The following is a 17,132-nucleotide window of genomic DNA, read 5'->3' as shown; positions in this document are numbered from 1 at the left end:
ACATGCCTCTTTATGAAAAAGGGGACATGCCTATTTATTGACGGAATGGCCGGCCGTTCACGAGCGCATTCCATCAATAAATAGGCATGTCCCCTTTTTCATAAAGAGGCATGTCCCCTTTTGAAGCCGAAGACATCGTCGAGGTCGTGTGCGCGGCCCTCGATGCCGGCGCGGATCATGTCCCCGGCATGCACGCTGTACGTGATGCCGTTGCCGCCGTAACACAGCGCGAACTGCAGGCGCGGGTTCATTCCCGGCACGGCGCCGATAAAGGGCAGTCCGTCTTCTGTCTCCGCGAAACTGCCAGCCCACGTGTACGCCACCGGCGGCAGCTCGCTGCCGAACAATTCCTCGTATTTGGCCGACAGCCGGCGAATGTTCCGCGGCAGCAGCGCCTCGCGTGCGGCCGCGCTCTTGAACGGTACGTCCTCACCGCCGACGATGAGCCGCCCGTCGCTGGTACCGCGCACATACATATAAGGAGTCGCGTTTTCCCAGATCAGCGGCAGCCGCGTCGCACGCGCGGGCTCCGCCAGCGGCTCGGTCACCAGCGCGAAGGTGTTGTGGATTTGCGCGACATCGGATTCGAGAAAGCGCAATGACTCATAACCCGCGCACACCACCACGTGCGCGGCGCTGACCGCATGCTCCCCGACGCGCAATCGAAACACGCTGCCCGCCTCGTCGATGGCATCGACCCTCGAGCGCGCGAATACCTTCACGCCATGGCGGACGGCGCCCGCAAATATGCCGCGCGCAAGACGGAACGGGTCGACCTGCCCTCCCAGCTCCGAAAGAATGCCGCCCGGCCGATGGCAGCCGAATCGCCGCCGCAGCTCATCGTCTTCGACCCACGACACCTGCAGCCCCATCGACTGCCGCGCCGCGAGTTCGACTTTGAGCTCCGCGACCCCGAAATCGTCCGCCGCCAGATACAGACTCGCACGCCGCTCGTAATCGGAAAGCTGCAGCAACTCCGGCATCCGTTTCTCGAGCAGGGAAAAGCTGCGCGCGCAGGCGGCGTAGGCACGCACCGCTTTATCGGCGCCCACCAGCCGCGCAAGCTCCGATAGTTTGGTATCCACCTCGTACTGGAGCAGCGCGGTGGATGCGCTGGTGCTGCCCAGCGCAATGTCGCGCGCATCAAGCACCACGACCCGCAGACCCGTTTCGATCAGGGCGTCCGCAACCAGCGCACCCGTGATGCCCGCGCCAATGATCGCGACGTCGCATTCGAGCGAGCGGTCGAGCGCGGCTCCCGCCGCACCAATGCCGTTGCGCAGCAGCCAGTAGGGTTCGCGTGAGCGCACGGCGGCGGCGTTGTTTCTATGGAAAGGCCACACCGAACGACCCTAGATGGCTGGCAAACTTGCGGCTGTAAGACTCAGCCGGGTGACGGCGTGATCATCCGGACCGAGTTCAGCTCCCGCATACCGCATGGATGCGCCGCCGCGATGCAAACGAGATCACGCCTAACAACCCGACGATCACTGCGACCGCGATCCAGGGCCAGTGGGCGACTCCAGCGACGAAACCCCCACCGGGTTCACCCGCGTTCGAGACGCCCGCGAAAGACAGGCCAGCGGCAAGCAACGCCATGCCGGCAGGCCACGAGGTAATTTTGGTCGGTATCCAGCGCATGAGCGCACCGTACCCGCCAGCCTGACTCCTGTCTGTGCGGAAGGACGCTTAGGCGCGAATGGCCGCTTGGAGAGGCCCGCGGCGCGGAAACCCCACCATGCGCTGCAGATCGTCGTCCCACAGCTTCATGCGGGCGCAACGCAGGCTGCCCAGCAACGTGAGGCGCGTCGCCACGCGCAACCGCGGGCTCGATTCGAACGCCGCCCGCAGATTGTAGTTAGGGATGCCGGGCTGCAGGTGATGGATGTGGTGATACCCGATGTTGCAGGTGAACCAGCGCAACACCACCGGCAGGTCGTAGAACGAGCTGCCCTCGACCGCGGCGCGGTGCGCGTCCCAGCCCCCGCCGCGCGCGAAATACGACGCCTCGGCTCCATGCTGCACGTAGAACAACCACACGCCCAGCGCGCCGGCGATCACCACCACCGGCAGGTGCACCATCAGGACCAGGCGCCAGTCGAAAAACGCGGCGACCACCCCGGCCGCGGCCAGCAGCGCCAGGTTGTTGAGCCAGACACTCGCCCACTCCGTCTTCCAGGCGCGCGGCAGATCCACCGGCAGGCGATGTTTGGCGACGAACTGGTAGATAGGCCCGATGATCAGCATGACCGCCATGCTGCGGTAGAAGCGATAACAGAATCTCAGCCAGCGGGATTTTCCGGCATACTCGCGCAGCGTCAACACACGCACCGCGCCGAACTCACGCCGGTCGAGGTTGCCCGAGGTGGCATGATGCACCGCGTGTGTCTTGCGCCAGTAGTTGAAAGGCGAAAGTGTCAGGAAGCCCAGCGCGGCGCCCAACCACCGGTTGGCGGGTCCGTTGGCGAAGAACGAGCCGTGGCCGCAGTCATGCTGGATGATGAAAAGGCGTACGAATAGTCCTGCAACCGGGATGGCCAAAAGGAGTGTCCAGGCGTAGTTCCATCCGACACTCACGCCGTACGCCATGAGCGTCCATAGCACCACGAATGACGTCAGCGTATTGGCAAGCTGCCACAATGCCCGCGGCAGCGAAGGCTTTACGAATCGCGCACATAGAGCGCGTACAGTCGCGGCTTCGGAACGGTTCATGTTGATTCGGGCGCAATCGCGAAGGCGGCCATGGGTATAACACACGGCGCCAACGTCCCGGGTTCGAGGCAATTACTTACATAATGATTCGACGCATTCTCGAGAAGTTTTCGCACGACGCAGCCTGGGACAACGACCAGATCCTGCGGGAAGAGATCTTCAGCATCGAGCGGCTGGAGCAGCACGCGGCCAGCCTCGCGGCGGCCCAGCCCATCGCCGAACGGCCGCTGTTCGAGAGGTCGCTCAGCGCGCGGTTGCGCGACAATGAAAAGGCGCTGCTGGCTGCCTACCGGGACATCGCCAAGGCGGTGGACGCCGGCCGCAGCATCACCCCAGCCGCCGAGTGGGTGCTGGATAACTACCACCTGGTCGAAGAACAGATCCGCGAGATTCGCGAGGATCTGCCGCCGGGCTTCTACCGCCAGCTGCCCAAGCTCACGACCGGCCACTTCGCCGGACTGCCGCGCGTCTTCGGTCTCGCCTGGGGATTCGTCGCCCACACCGACAGCCGCTTCGAACCCGAGACGCTGCGCCGCTTCGTGCGCGCGTATCAGACCGTCCAGCCGCTCACGATCGGCGAACTGTGGGCCGTGGCGATCACACTGCGCGTGGTGCTGGTGGAAAACCTGCGCCGGGTCGCCACACGAATCGTGACCAGCCGCGCGGCACGGCAGCGCGCCGACGCGATCGCCGACCGGCTGCTCGGCGTCAACGGCCAGACCGCGGATCCCGATGCATTGCGCGCCTGGAAAGCGGGCGCGGAACCGCTGCCACCGGCTTTCGCCGTGCAATTGGTGCAGCGCCTGCGCGACCAGGATCCGAAGGTCACGCCCGCGTTGTTGTGGCTGGAAGAAAAACTGCATGCGCAGGGCACCACGTCCGAAGTGCTGGTGCAGGACGAACACCACCGCCAGGGTGCCTCGAACGTCACCGTGCGCAACATCATCACCAGCATGCGTCTGATGACCGACGTCGACTGGTCGGAATTCTTCGAGAGCGTGAGCCTGGTGGACGACCTGCTGATCACCGGCAGCAACTACCCGGCGATGGATTTCGCGACGCGTAACCTGTATCGCAGCGCGATCGAAGACCTCGCCCGCTTCTCACCGCACACCGAGCTGGAGGTCGCGCAACGCGCGCTCGCCGCGGCCGCCGCCGGTGGCACCGAGCGCGAACGCGAGCCCGGTTATCACCTGATCTCCGACGGCCGGCGCGTATTCGAAAAATCGCTCGGCTACCGGCCCTCGCTGGCCAATTTCCGCAGCCGCATCGCGTTCACCGTCGGGGCGCGCGACTACGTCGCCGCGATCGGCTTCGTGAGCGCGCTGCTGCTGTCGATTCCGCTGTGGATGATGCAGGACCGCGGCATCCACGACGGCCTGCTGCTGTTGTTAGGCGTGCTCGGCGCGGTGCCGGCGATGGACATGGCGGTGGCATTGATCAACCGCGCGATCACGCGCGGCGTGGGCGCGAGCCGCCTGCCCGGCCTCGCGCTGCGAGAAGGCGTCACCGAAGATCTGCGCACGCTGATCGCGGTGCCCGTGTTGCTCAGCTCGCGCGCCGCGGTCGAGGAATACCTGCATCGTCTGGAGATCCACTACCTCGCCTCTGCCGACGACCAGCTGCATTTCGCGCTGCTTTCCGACTGGGTGGACGCGGACACCGAATACCTGGGCAACGACGAGACCTTGCTCGACATCGCCATTCTCGGCATCGCGCGCCTCAACCGCCGCTACGGTGCGGCGGCCGGCGGCGAACGTTTCCTGCTGCTGCATCGCAAACGCGTGTGGAGCGACAGCGAGCAGCGCTGGATGGGCTGGGAGCGCAAGCGCGGCAAGCTGCAGGAGCTCAATCGCCTGTTGCGCGGCGCCACCGATACGACCTTCGTCACCAGCAGCGGGCGGTCGCCGTGGGTGCCGCAGGGCGTGCGTTACGTGCTCACGCTCGATGCCGATACGCGGCTGCTGCGCGAAACCCCGCGCCGGCTCATCGGCAAGATGGCACATCCGCTCAACCGCGCTCATTTCGATGCACGGCTCGGCCGCGTCGTCGAGGGCTACGCGATCCTGCAGCCGCGCGTCGCGTTCTCGTTACCCGTGAGTTCCGAAGCCACGCTGTTCCAGCGGGTTTTCTCGGGCGCGGCCGGCGTCGATCCGTATGCGGCGGCAGTTTCGGACGTCTATCAGGACTTGTTGGGTGAAGGCTCGTTCGCCGGCAAGGGCATCTACGACGTCGACGCGTTCGAGGCGGCGCTGGCGGACCGGGTGCCCGCCGGCACGTTGCTGTCGCACGATTTGTTCGAAGGCATCTTCGCGCGCGCCGGCCTCGCTTCCGACGTCGAGGTCATGGAGGAATTCCCCTCGCGTTACGACGTGGCCTCGATGCGCCAGCATCGCTGGGTGCGCGGCGACTGGCAGTTGCTGCCGTGGATCTTCGGCCGGCGCGATGCCGGCGCCGACGCGCATGGCCGCGGCCACAGCCGCCTGCCGCTGATCGGCCTGTGGAAAATGCTCGACAACCTGCGCCGCTCGCTGTCGGCGCCGGCCAGCGTCGCGGCCCTGCTCGTGGGCTGGACACTGCCGCTGCAGGCGGCGCTGCCCTGGTGTGCGTTCGTGTTGATCGCGTTGTCGCTGCCGACGCTGATGCCGATAGTCGCGGCGCTGCTGCCGCGCCGATCGACCGTCACCTTGCTCAGTCACCTGCGTGCGCTGGCGGTGGATCTGGGCCTCGCGGTGGCGCAAACCGCGTTGCTGATCACGATGCTGGCCTACCAGGCCTGGCTCATGGGCGACGCCATCGTGCGCACATGGTGGCGCCTCGCGGTCAGCCGCCGGCACATGCTCGAGTGGATCCCCGCCGATATGCTCTCGGGCACGCGCAGCGACTTCGGCAGCTTCTACCTGCGCATGAGCAAGAGCGTCTGGCTGACGCTGGGCCTCGCGGCGGTAGCGGCCGCGTTCTCGGCGGGCAAACTGCCGGGCCTCGCGTTGCCGTTCCTGCTGCTGTGGGTGGCCGCGCCGGTGATCGCCTGGCGCATCAGCCGCACGCCGCCCGCGGCGGCGAAGTCGGAGCTGTCGGGCGTCGAACAGCGCGAACTGCGCCTGATCGGCCGCCGCACCTGGCGGTTCTTCGAGACCTTCGTCGGCCGCGAAGAAAACCACCTGCCACCCGACAACTACCAGGAAGACCCCAAGGGTGTGCTCGCGCACCGCACCTCGCCCACCAATGTCGGTCTCTATCTACTCTCGATCGTCGCGGCACGCGACTTCGGCTGGTGCGGTCTGCGCGACGCGCTCGACCGCATCGACTCGACGCTCGCCACGATGGCGCGCATGCAGAAATTCCGCGGCCATCTGTACAACTGGTACGACACGCAGGATCTGCGCCCGCTCGAGCCGCGTTACGTGTCGTCGGTCGATTCGGGCAACCTGGCCGCGCACCTGATCACCCTCGCCGGTGCATTCCGCGAATGGCAGCACGACGCGGCGCCGCGCCTCGAGTCGGTGGCGGGGCTTGCCGATGCACTCGATCTGGCGCGCGAGGCATTGCGCGAATTCGAGTTCCCGCCCGGCCTGTCCATCACGCGCGGCATTCTCGAAACCGCCTTCGACGATCTCGATCTCGCGCTGCGCCCGAAGGACAAACCACTCGATCCGGCCGCCGACGCACTGGCGGCCGCCGCGGAGCGCGCCTCGACGCTGGTCGACATGGTGCGCACGCTCGCGAGCGAGACCCACCAGGACCGCAACGCGGAACTGGTCTACTGGGTCGAAGCGACGCGGCGCACCATCGACAGCTGGCGCAGCGACCTGCTCGCCCGCGACCCGGCCGGCTACATCGTCGAATATCTCGAATCGCTGGCGGGCCAGGCGCTCGAGCTGGCGAACGCGATGGAATTCGGCTTCCTGCAGGATCCGCAGCGCAAGCTGCTGTCGATCGGATTTCGCGCCAACGACGGCACGCTCGATCCTTCCTGCTACGACCTGCTGGCCTCCGAGGCGCGGCTTGCCAGTTTCATCGCAATCGCCAAGGGCGATATTCCGGCGCGCCACTGGTTCCGCCTCGGCCGCACCGTCACGCCGATCGGCGCGGGTGCCGCGCTGGTCTCGTGGTCGGGCTCGATGTTCGAGTACCTGATGCCGGACCTGGTGCTGCGCGCACCGGGCGGTAGTTTGCTCGCGCAGACCAGCCGGCTGATCGTCAAGCGGCAGATCCAGTACGGCGAGGAATTGAAGATTCCCTGGGGCGTCTCGGAATCGGCGTACAACGCGCGCGACCTGGAGCTCACCTATCAGTATTCGAACTTCGGCGTGCCGGGCCTGGGGCTCAAGCGCGGCCTGTCCGAAAACAAAGTGGTCGCGCCATACGCCACCGGCCTCGCCGCGATGGTGGATGGCAAGGCCGCGCTGACCAACTACGCAGCGCTCGCGGCGATGGGCGCGCGCGGCGCCTACGGCTTCTACGAGGCCGTCGATTTCACGCCCAGCCGCCTGCCGGAAGACGCTTCGCGCGTGTTGATCCGCGCCTACATGGCCCACCACCAGGGCATGAGCATCGTCGCCATCGCCAACGCGCTGCTCGACGGCCGCATGCGCGACCGCTTCCACTCGGATGTCTCGATCCAGGCAACCGACCTGCTGATGCAGGAACGCACGCCGCGCGATGTCTCGGTGGCACATCCGCGCGCCGAAGAAGTGGGCACGGCCGCGCGTGTGTCCGATCTGCAGGTTCCCGACGTGCGCCGGCTGCACGGCGCGCACGATTCCGCGCCGCAGACACATCTGCTTTCCAACGGCCGTTACGCGGTGATGATGACGGCCGCGGGTTCGGGTTACAGCCGCTGGAACGACCTCGCGGTCACCCGCTGGCGCGAAGACTCCACGCGCGACGACACCGGCAGCCACTTCCTGCTGCGCGACGTCGACAGCGGCCTCACGTGGTCCGCGGGTTATCAACCGAGCGCGGTGCAGCCCGACAGCTACAACGTGAGTTTCACCGAGGATCGCGCCGAGATCATCCGCAGCGACGGCGACCTCATCACCGTGCTCGAAGTGACGGTTTCGTCCGAAGACGATGCCGAGGTGCGGCGGCTGTCGATCAGCAACACGTCCGCGCATGCCAGAGAAGTCGAAATCACCTCGTACGCGGAAGTCGTGCTCGCGCCGCAGGCGGCCGATGTCGCACACCCGGCCTTCTCGAAGATGTTCGTGCGCACGGAGTTTCTCGAACGCCAGGGCGCCATCGTCGCGACGCGCCGGCGTCGCGACCCCGACGAATCCGAGGCCTGGGCTTCGCATCACGCGGTCACCGAAGGCACCGTCACCGCCGGACCGGAATTCGAAACCGATCGCGCGCGTTTCATCGGCCGCGGCCGCGAATTGCGCGCGCCGCTCGCCATGCTCGCGGGCCGCACGTTGTCCGGTGCCACGGGCACGGTGCTCGACGCCGTGTTCGCGCTGCGATATCGCCTGCTCGTGCCACCGAGTGGCACGGTGCGCATTTCATTCTGGACCTGCGTCGCGAACAGCCGCGGGCGCGTGCTCGAGCTGCTCGACAAACATCGCGATACGAATGCCCACATGCGCGCCTCGACGCTGGCGTGGACCCAGGCGCAGGTACAGCTGCGCCACCTCGGACTCGATGCCTCGCAGGCAAACCTGTTCCAGCAATTGGCTGGCCACGTCCTGTTCACCGATGCACTCGCCCGCCCCTCCAGCGAAACCATCCGCCGCGGTGCCGGCGGTCCGCATGGTTTGTGGGCGCAGGGAATCTCCGGCGATCTGCCCATCGTGATGTTGCGCATCGAGGAGATGGAAGACCTGGAAGTCGCGCGGCAGTTGCTGCAGGCGCACGAATACTGGAGCGTCAAGCGGCTGTCCGTGGATCTCGTGCTGCTGAACGAACGCGGCTCCTCGTACGTGCAGGATCTGCAGGTGGCGCTCGAAGCCGCCGCGCGCGTCAGCCTGGCGCGGCCGCGCATCAGCGGCATGGAGACGCGCGGCAAGGTGTTCGTGTTGCGCAGCGACCTGATCAGCGCGGAGACCCGTGCGTTGTTGTTGGCCGTGTCGCGCGTGGTGTTGTCCGGCCGGCGCGGCAGCCTGCGCGACCAGGTCGAGCGCATGCAGTCGGCGCCCGCTGCCGCACCGCGGCAGCCGCGGCGCGCCGCCGCCGCGGCGGTGGCCGCGGATCCGGAATTCGCGCGCGACCTCGAGCTCTACAACGGGATCGGCGGCTTCGGTGCATCGGGACGCGAGTACGTCATCAACACCGCGGGCTCGCAAACCACGCCGACGCCGTGGATCAACGTCATCGCGAATCGCGGTTTCGGCTGCCAGATTTCCGCCGAGGGCGCAGGTTACACCTGGGCGCGCAACAGCCGCGAGAATGCGCTCACGCCCTGGAGCAACGACCCGGTCACCGATCGGCCCGGTGAAGCTATCTACCTGCGCGACGAGGAAACCGGCGAGTTGTGGTCGCCGACCCCCGCGCCCATTCGCAATGAGAACGCGCACTACTCGTGCGCACACGGCCTGGGATACAGCCGCTTCGAGCAGCGCTCGCACGGCCTGGCCCTGACACTCACGGTATTCGTGCCGCTCGAAGACCCGGTCAAGATCTGTCGCCTCGTGATCCGCAACCAGTCGCCGCGCCGCCGCACGCTGTCGGTGAGCGCGTACGTCGAGTGGGTGCTGGGCCCGTCGCGCGCGCCGGGCGCGCCGCATGTCATCACCGAATCCGACAACGCCACGCGCGCGATCTTCGCGCGTAATCCCTGGAATGCGGCGTTCGCCGACACCGCGTTCGCGGACCTCGGCGGCAAACAATCGGAGTGGACCGCCGACCGGCGCGAATTTCTCGGGCGCCATGGCGCGCTCGACGCGCCCGCGGCTCTGGTCGCGGGAACGACGCTGAGCGGCCGCACCGGCGCGGCGCTCGACGCCTGTGCCGCGCTGCGCACCCAGCTCGAGCTCGACCCGGAGCAAAGCACCGAGATCGTATTCCTGTTAGGCCAGGCGGCCGGCACGGAAGCCGCGCGCGAGCTCATCAACCGGTATCGGGGCGCCGATCTGGATGCAGTCCTCGCATCGATCGGTGAGTTCTGGACCGAGCTTTCCGGCCACGTGCAGGTCAAGACTCCGGACCGGTCGTTCGACGTCATGATGAATGGCTGGCTGCTGTACCAGACGCTCGCCTGCCGCACCTGGGCGCGCGCCGCGTTCTACCAGGCGAGCGGCGCGTACGGCTTCCGCGATCAGTTGCAGGACGCGATGGCATTGGGCGTCGCGCGCCCCGCGCTGCTGCGCGAGCAGATCCTGCGCGCGGCTTCGCGCCAGTTCCCGGAGGGCGACGTGCAACACTGGTGGCTGCCGCACAGCGGCCAGGGCGTGCGTACGCACATCTCCGACGATCGCGTGTGGCTTGCCTACGTCACCGCGCACTACGTCCATCTCACCGGCGATCGCGCCATCCTCGATGAACCGGTGGCGTTCATCGAAGGGCCGGCGCTGCCGCGCGAGAAACACGACGCATTCTTCGAACCATCGGTGAGCGAACAGTCGGCGAGCTTGTTCGAGCATTGCCGGCGCGGTCTCGAAGGCGCCTTGTACATGGGCAAACACGGCCTGCCGCTCATCGGCACCGGCGACTGGAACGACGGGATGAACCGCGTCGGCGAACAAGGCAAGGGCGAGAGCGTGTGGTTAGGCTGGTTCCTGCACGCGACGTTGAGCGAATTTGCGCCGCTCGCGCACACACGCGGCGAACTGGCGCTGGCAACGGCCTGGCTCAATCACGCCGGCAAACTCAAGACCTCGCTCGAGACACATGCCTGGGATGGCGAGTGGTACCGGCGCGGCTTCTTCGATGACGGCACGCCGCTCGGCTCGAACGCCAACGACGAGTGCCGCATCGATGCCATCGCGCAGTCCTGGAGCGTGATCTCGGGCGCCGGCGATCCTGCGCGCACCGCGAAAGCAATGAGCTCGCTCGAGTCGCAGCTGCTCAAGCAGGATCCGCCGCTGGCCATTCTCTTCACGCCGCCGTTCGAGAAATCCGCGCAGGAACCCGGCTACGTGAAAGCCTATCCACGCGGCATCCGTGAAAACGGCGGGCAGTACACGCACGCGGCCATCTGGACCGTCATCGCGCTGACGATGCAGGGCAAGGCCGACAAGGCGATGGAAGTATTCGCGATGTTGAACCCGGTCCGCCGCGCGAGCACACGCGAGGACGTGCAGCGTTACAAGGTGGAGCCGTACGCCGTGGCCGCGGACGTGTATTCGGAAGCGCCGCACGCGGGCCGCGGCGGCTGGACCTGGTACACCGGCTCGGCCGGCTGGCTGTATCGCGCGGGGCTCGAATCGATCCTCGGTTTCAAACTACGCGAGAACCAGCTGACGCTGGCTCCCTGCGTGCCGTCGAACTGGCCGGGGTTCGGCATCACGTATCGCCACGGCGCGTCTATCTACGAGATCAGCGTCGAGCGGCAACCGGCACCCGGCGCCATGGCCCAGTTGACCGTCGACGGGCATGTGCAGAATCCCGGACGCAACCTCGTCGACCTGGTCGACGATGGCGGCAGGCATACCGTCCATCTGGCGTGGCTCGGCGCAAACAGCTGAGCCGGCTTACTTCTTTCCCAACCAGCGGTAGACGCCGCCGGCCAGCACCGCACCGAGAATCGGCGCGACCCAGAACAGCCACAGCTGCGAGATCGCCCACCCGCCTACCAGCAACGCCGGACCGGTGCTGCGCGCCGGGTTCACCGAGGTGTTCGTCACGGGGATGCTGATGAGGTGGATCAACGTGAGCGCGAGACCGATCGCCAGCGGCGCGAAACCCGCCGGCGCGCGCGCATCGGTGGCGCCCAGGATGATGAGCAGGAAGAAGAATGTCATGACCAGTTCGGTCAGGAACGCGGCCGCCAAGTCGTAACCGCCCGGGGAATGCTCGCCATACCCGTTCGAGGCCAGCGTGGTGGCGATGGCATCGGTGCCGTTGCCGCTGACGATGTGCATGAGCACGTACGCGGCGAGCACGCCGCCGAGCACCTGCGCGACGATGTACGGGAGGGCGTCGGCAACGGGGGTGCGGCCACCCGCGACCAGACCGAGCGTCACCGCGGGGTTGAAATGCCCGCCGGAAATGTGGCCGACGGCATAGGCCATCGTCACGACGGTGAGGCCGAACGCGAGCGCCACGCCGACGAGGCCGATGCCGACTTCCGGAAACTTCGCGGCCAGCACCGCACTGCCGCATCCGCCGAGCACGAGCCAGAAGGTCCCTAACAACTCGGCGACGGAACGCTTGAGAATGGGCATGGCAGCTCCCCTGTCCTTGTTATTCGAGCGCGCACACTAGCCGATCGTGCCGGGCCTCACAAGCGCAGGCCCGGCCGCCTCTTTGCGGACGCCCGGGGCTTTCGCCAGAGTCGATGTAGCGCTAACAACGCCCGGCGCGATCGTCGGCGGTCGACAACTTCTACTTCGCCAGACCCTCTTCGATGACGTCGAGCGCTTCCTGCGCGTCCCCCGCCATCGTCAGGTCGTCGCCGTGATAGATAGCCTCGCGGATCGTATTGCGGATCGCGCTCTGGGGATCTCCCTGGTTCAGCGCCAGATCGCGCAGCGACTGCAGCGCCAGCGGCCGATCGACCGCCGCTTCGCCGTTCATGAGTACGCGGCGCAGGATGGGCAACGCCTGCTCGACCGGCGCCCGCGACAGCGCCGTGATGGCGGCGGCTCGCTTGTCTGCGTCGCCACCGGTTGCATCGGTGGTCCAGCTCGCGACGTCATCGGGAGTGACCGCCGCGGGTGCCTTCGTCTCGACCGCAATCGCGGGAACCGCGACCGGCGCCGACACCGCAGGTGGCTGCACGATTCCAGCCGTCGTTTCCGCGGGAATCTGCGCACCGTCCGTCGCGAAAACGAAACCGAGAATTCCACCCACCGCGAGCAGCAACACGATCCCGATCACCAGTCCTTGCTTCATGGATATCACGCTAACTGAAAATCGCGGCCATACGCGCCAGCGACCAATATGCCGCGAGCGCACCGATGCCATACAGCGCCGGCACGCGCCCCAGCTGCACCACGGGGAAGCGATGCAGCAGCCGCCATGCCGCCCACGCCGCGCCGACCGCGAGCAGCTGCCCGAACTCCACGCCGAGATTGAATGTCAGCAGCGCGGTGGCGAGATGCGATTGCGGCAACCCGATTTCCTTGAGCGCACCGGCGAAACCAAGGCCGTGCACCAGGCCGAACAGGAACGCCACCATCGCCGGCAGGCGGCGCGCGAATGTCTCGCGCGTATGCAGCGCCTCGGCGGCCACCAGCACGATGGACAGGGCGATCGTCGCTTCCACCGGCGCGGAACGCAGCGTGAGCCAGCCGAGCGCCGCGCTCGCGAGCGTGAGGCTGTGCGCGAGTGTGAACGCGCTGATCGTCCAGATCAGCTTGCGCCGGAAACCCACGAGAAACAGCAGCGCGGCGACGAACATGAGGTGATCGACGCCGCTCAGGATGTGCTCGACGCCCAGCACCAGATAGGCGCGCGCGATCTCGCCGCGCCCGCGCGTGTCGTCGGCCGAGCCGTACAGGTGCACGGTGGGCTGGCGCGCGGTCAGCGTGTACACGCGGCTCTGGCCGTCGCGCCAGAACACCTTGACCAGCGCGGCCGAGTATTCCTTGCCGACGCCATCGATCGACATCACGCCGGTGAGTCCGCCTTCGCCACAACGCAGCATGTTGGTTTCCGCGGCGCAACCTTCGGGCCAGCGGGGCGTGAGCACGTCGGCGATCGGCTTGGCGCCGCTCTGGCCCCACTGCCACAGGAATTCTCCGGCGCGGGTCTCGCGCAGCTCCATTTCCGCCATCGTCATTTCATGCGCGGGCGCGGGCATCGCCGCGAACCCGATCAGACCCAGGGCGACAATACGTGCCAGCAATCTCATGGAGCCGCACCGGCGATTTCAACTTTGTACTTCTTCGTCAGCGCACGCACCGCGTCGCTGCGCTGCTCCGACAGTACGGAATCGGTCCAGTCCTGCAGCACCGCCGGGCTCACCACCTGGAAGTCGGCGGGTTTGGCCGGCGTGAACGCCTTCAGCCGGATCGCGCGCAGCCCTTCCTTGCTGGGCAGCGCCTGCCATTCGCCCGCCGGCACCGTCTCGAGCGCCGCGACGAATTCCTTGCCGTAACTCTGTTCGATGTTGTCGCGCGGCCGCGCGCTGAACACGCGCAGGCCCGCCTCCACGTCGCCCGGCGCGCCCGCGTTCAATCCCTGGACGAAGGCACGTATGGCGGCCTCCGAACGCTCGCCCGCCAGCACGCCCTCCTCGAAATCGAAACGCGGCGGCTCGTCGTACTTGTCGCGATGCTGCTCGAACCACGCGCGCAGCATCGCCTCGTCGACCTTCGGTAGTTTGACGCCGGCGTCGACCACGGACAGCGCCTTGAAGATCACGCGTTCGCGGATGGCGTTGTCGCCCTTGTCGAGGCCGAGCGCGATGCCTTCGCGATACAGCACTTCGTTGTCGAGCCATACGCGCCGCAGCGCGTACAACTCCTCGGCATTGGGCGCGTGCCCACGCGCATTCTTGAAAGTATCGATGGCATGCCGGTCGACTTCGGCGTCGACCACGATGCGGTGCGGATCGTCCGCGCGCGCCGCGAGCAGATGGTCGATCCCGAACAACAGCGCGCCGAGCACGACGAAGTGCAACAACGGTTCGCGCATCCAGGACGGCGCCTTGAAGCCCGCGCGTTCGGTTGTCGGACGATTGTCAGCAGCGGATTCGAGCACAGTGGTATTCATGAGTACTTGTTTGCAGATGTGAGAAAGCGCCGCGCGTTGCCGCGCGGCGCTCCTGAGGTCGCGATGAAGTCGCGACCGCTTACTTGACGCCGGCGACCAGCGTCGAACCCTTCACTTCGATGTAGACCGGATTGCTGTAGAACCACAGGTCCGACCACGCGGCCACGTCGTAGGCCACCATCTTCTGGCCGTTGACCACCGGCAGATGCGCCGGGCAGCCGTTGATCGCGGTACCCGTGTAAACCACCGCCGTCGCCGGAACATTGGTCCCCACCGTCTTGCACGGAATGCGCAGGTTGGCACCCGCCGGAACGCCATCCGCACCGCCCGACAGGGTCGGGTTGATGGCAGCGGCGTTGGTGGAGATGTCGGCCAGCGGATTGCCGTCGGCATCGGTCTCGTAAGGCACCGAGGCCGGCAGGTTGCTGCCGCGCAAACGCAGATACTGGGACTTGGCCACATCCTTGATGCGGAACACCATCGTCTTGTATTCCTTGTCGCCGCGCACCGTGTTCCAGTTGGACTGGTTGAACGTGCGCAGGATCGCCGCGCTCAGGTTCTTCGCACCCTCGGGAACATTGGCGAGATCCGGCGAGCTGATCCAGTTCCTCGGCCATTCGCCCGAGTAGTCAGGCGCGCCCGGGGTCTTGTAGCCCGTCACCTGGCCGCGGATCACGTCGATGTGATCCAGCACCGGCTTGTTCAGCTGCTGGCTGATCCCCACCTGCGCGAGTGAGGGATTCGGGAAGGTGTACGGCGAGTAGTTGGTACCCGACGGGTCGCGTACCGCGATCGCCACCACCACGTCCTGGCCTTTGCGCACCTGGAGCTTCTCGCCCATCGTCGCGCAGGTCCAGTCGGCGTCGACATCGGTGTTCTGCTTCGCGGCCAGCAGCGCCGCGCCTTCCACCAGGTCGTTGCCAACACGGTCGTTGAGGCGCGTATCCGCGCACACCACGAACGACAGGCGGTCGACGAGTTGACCGCTCGCCGCCCAGGCGTTGCCGGTGCGCAGACCATCGACGATGGCGTCGGGAGTCAGCACCTTGTTCTTGCCACCCTTGCCGCCCTTGTCGTTCGAGTCGAAGAAGTGGCCGCGATCGTCATCCTTCGTGCGGACCATGACTGCCGTGCGCTGGTATTCGCCCGGATAGAAATCCTGCGAGGAGCGGCGGTCGTCCGGGCCGAACATGCCGCGGTTGTGCCAGTCCGAGCTCGCGAAGAACCACCAGTTGCGGCCTTCACCGAGCAACGCATCCCATACGCCGCCGACCTGGCCGGCATACACGCCGGTGCCGCCCCACGTCGTGCCGCCGACGCTGTCGACGTTGCCGATCGTGCCGCCGAAGTTGTTGCGATGGACCGTGTATTCGCCGCGCGCGTCCGAGGCGCCGTGCCCGGGCTGCGATTCGAAGCCGAACGCCACCTTGGGCGCCACGTTGTTGAAGTCACGCAGGCTCTCGATGTTGAAGCCGTTGTTGCCGTCCGGATTGAACGGACCGGCGCGCTCGAGATGGGCGGGGACGTAGTAGCTCTCCTCGCCGTACTTCTGTTTCATCCACTTGAGCGCTTCGACGGTCTTGAGATGGCCGAGCACACCCGTGCCCGCGCCACCGGCCGGAATCAGCTTCTGCGCCGTGGCATTCCAGCTCGCGTCCGCCTCGTTGGCACTGCCACGTACCGAGCAGTTCCAGTTGTTGCCGATGCCGCTGCCGACGGTCGTGTCGCCACGGCTCGTGTCCGTGTCGCCGCGATCGAAGCAGTACGACCACTGCGCGAGCGCGGTGGCGTTGCCCAGCGGCGTGTAGCCCGCGGTCTTCGGCAGTTTTTGCTTGTAGATGGCAGCCGGCAGCTGGCCGGTCACGACGGACATCGAGCTGTGCTCGTGACCGGCGACGACGGACTCCATGCCCGAGAACGTCGGCAGGCCCTTGAGCGCGGCCAGGTATTCCATCAGCGGGTACTGGTATTCCTGCAGCGACTGCCAGCGCCACATGACCTGGTTCGGCGCGTTGCCGGACACGAGGCCCTTCGGCGTGATCGCCGGATTGCTTTTCTGCCAGCTGGTGTCCGGGCCGAGCAGCGTCGTGCCGTCGGTGGCATACACGAGTGGATAGGCAGGCGTCGCGAGCGTGGCGTCTTCGGCCAGCGTGCAATTGCGATTGCCGTTGCCGCCGTGGCCGGCCTGGACGAACCAGTCGAGACCCCAGGGCGTGTCCGATTTATCGGTCGACTTCTTCACCAGCTTCTGCATCGAGATCGAACCATCCGAGCAGGTCGTATGGTTGTGGAAATCGCCCGTCACGTAGGTGCCTTCGCCCTTGTCGACGATGGGATTGTCGAAGCCGCCGTGATCGTCATGATCATGACCGCGATTGTCGTGACCACGGTCGTCGTGACCGCGATCATCGCGACCGCGATCGTCGTGGCCGCCGTTGGCATAGGCGGCGCTCATCGCCACGGCGCCGAGCACGGCCGCCACCGCCAGCGCGATCTGCTTCTTTGCAACTTGAATCTTCATTGAACGGATTCCCCTGACTTAGGTTGAAGTACGTGGGGCGGCACCCTAGGCGTTGCATATGACCGGGAAATTAAGGCGCCATGTC

The 17,132-nt window shown here is 66.5% G+C and carries 9 protein-coding genes; 1 reads left to right on the top strand and 8 read right to left on the bottom strand.

The window, feature by feature from the left end; genetic code table 11:
- Positions 1-98: 98 nt before the first annotated feature.
- The 3 genes from WDO72_17620 to WDO72_17610 form a co-directional block, all read right to left on the bottom strand.
- Positions 99-1,310: an FAD-dependent oxidoreductase gene (locus WDO72_17620; GenBank protein ID MEJ0087497.1), complete on the bottom strand. Its 1,212-nt coding sequence runs from the start codon at positions 1,308-1,310 to the stop codon at positions 99-101.
- Between the two features lie 109 nt (positions 1,311-1,419).
- On the bottom strand, positions 1,420-1,641 hold the full coding sequence (locus WDO72_17615) for a hypothetical protein (protein ID MEJ0087496.1): 222 nt from the start codon (positions 1,639-1,641) through the stop codon (positions 1,420-1,422).
- Between the two features lie 48 nt (positions 1,642-1,689).
- Positions 1,690-2,712, bottom strand: coding sequence for a fatty acid desaturase (locus WDO72_17610; GenBank protein MEJ0087495.1), 1,023 nt, complete (start codon positions 2,710-2,712; stop codon positions 1,690-1,692).
- An 83-nt stretch (positions 2,713-2,795) separates the two neighbouring features.
- On the opposite strand from WDO72_17610, the gene WDO72_17605 reads away from it, so the two are divergent.
- Entirely contained in the window at positions 2,796-11,333 is an 8,538-nt protein-coding gene (locus WDO72_17605) for a glucoamylase family protein (GenBank protein MEJ0087494.1), read from the top strand.
- Positions 11,334-11,339: 6 nt separating this feature from the next.
- Here the strand turns inward: WDO72_17605 and aqpZ are convergent, their stop codons facing one another.
- The 5 genes from aqpZ to WDO72_17580 all read right to left on the bottom strand — a co-directional run bounded on the left by aqpZ (position 11,340) and on the right by WDO72_17580 (position 17,047).
- On the bottom strand, positions 11,340-12,032 hold the full coding sequence (aqpZ, locus tag WDO72_17600) for an aquaporin Z (protein ID MEJ0087493.1): 693 nt from the start codon (positions 12,030-12,032) through the stop codon (positions 11,340-11,342).
- A 160-nt stretch (positions 12,033-12,192) separates the two neighbouring features.
- On the bottom strand, positions 12,193-12,702 hold the full coding sequence (locus WDO72_17595) for a hypothetical protein (protein MEJ0087492.1): 510 nt from the start codon (positions 12,700-12,702) through the stop codon (positions 12,193-12,195).
- A 10-nt stretch (positions 12,703-12,712) separates the two neighbouring features.
- Positions 12,713-13,663: a HupE/UreJ family protein gene (locus WDO72_17590; protein ID MEJ0087491.1), complete on the bottom strand. Its 951-nt coding sequence runs from the start codon at positions 13,661-13,663 to the stop codon at positions 12,713-12,715.
- Complete coding sequence (locus WDO72_17585; protein ID MEJ0087490.1) at positions 13,660-14,526, bottom strand: peptidylprolyl isomerase; 867 nt, start codon at positions 14,524-14,526, stop codon at positions 13,660-13,662. Before WDO72_17585 ends, WDO72_17590 begins: the two co-directional genes overlap by 4 nt.
- A gap of 79 nt (positions 14,527-14,605) precedes the next feature.
- Positions 14,606-17,047, bottom strand: coding sequence for a hypothetical protein (locus tag WDO72_17580; GenBank protein MEJ0087489.1), 2,442 nt, complete (start codon positions 17,045-17,047; stop codon positions 14,606-14,608).
- Between the last annotated feature and the right edge of the window lie 85 nt (positions 17,048-17,132).

Source organism: Pseudomonadota bacterium, assembly GCA_037200975.1.
GTDB lineage: Bacteria > Pseudomonadota > Gammaproteobacteria > Steroidobacterales > Steroidobacteraceae > CADEED01.
This window is presented reverse-complemented; position numbering and strand designations above follow the sequence as displayed.

Coding starts and splice junctions, on each gene's coding strand:
- WDO72_17585 (MEJ0087490.1), bottom strand. CDS start 14,526: ATGAATACCACTGTGCTCGAATCCGCTGCTGACAATCGTCCGACAACC.
- WDO72_17590 (MEJ0087491.1), bottom strand. CDS start 13,663: ATGAGATTGCTGGCACGTATTGTCGCCCTGGGTCTGATCGGGTTCGCG.
- WDO72_17610 (MEJ0087495.1), bottom strand. CDS start 2,712: ATGAACCGTTCCGAAGCCGCGACTGTACGCGCTCTATGTGCGCGATTC.
- WDO72_17580 (MEJ0087489.1), bottom strand. CDS start 17,047: ATGAAGATTCAAGTTGCAAAGAAGCAGATCGCGCTGGCGGTGGCGGCC.
- WDO72_17595 (MEJ0087492.1), bottom strand. CDS start 12,702: ATGAAGCAAGGACTGGTGATCGGGATCGTGTTGCTGCTCGCGGTGGGT.
- aqpZ (MEJ0087493.1), bottom strand. CDS start 12,032: ATGCCCATTCTCAAGCGTTCCGTCGCCGAGTTGTTAGGGACCTTCTGG.
- WDO72_17605 (MEJ0087494.1), top strand. CDS start 2,796: ATGATTCGACGCATTCTCGAGAAGTTTTCGCACGACGCAGCCTGGGAC.
- WDO72_17615 (MEJ0087496.1), bottom strand. CDS start 1,641: ATGCGCTGGATACCGACCAAAATTACCTCGTGGCCTGCCGGCATGGCG.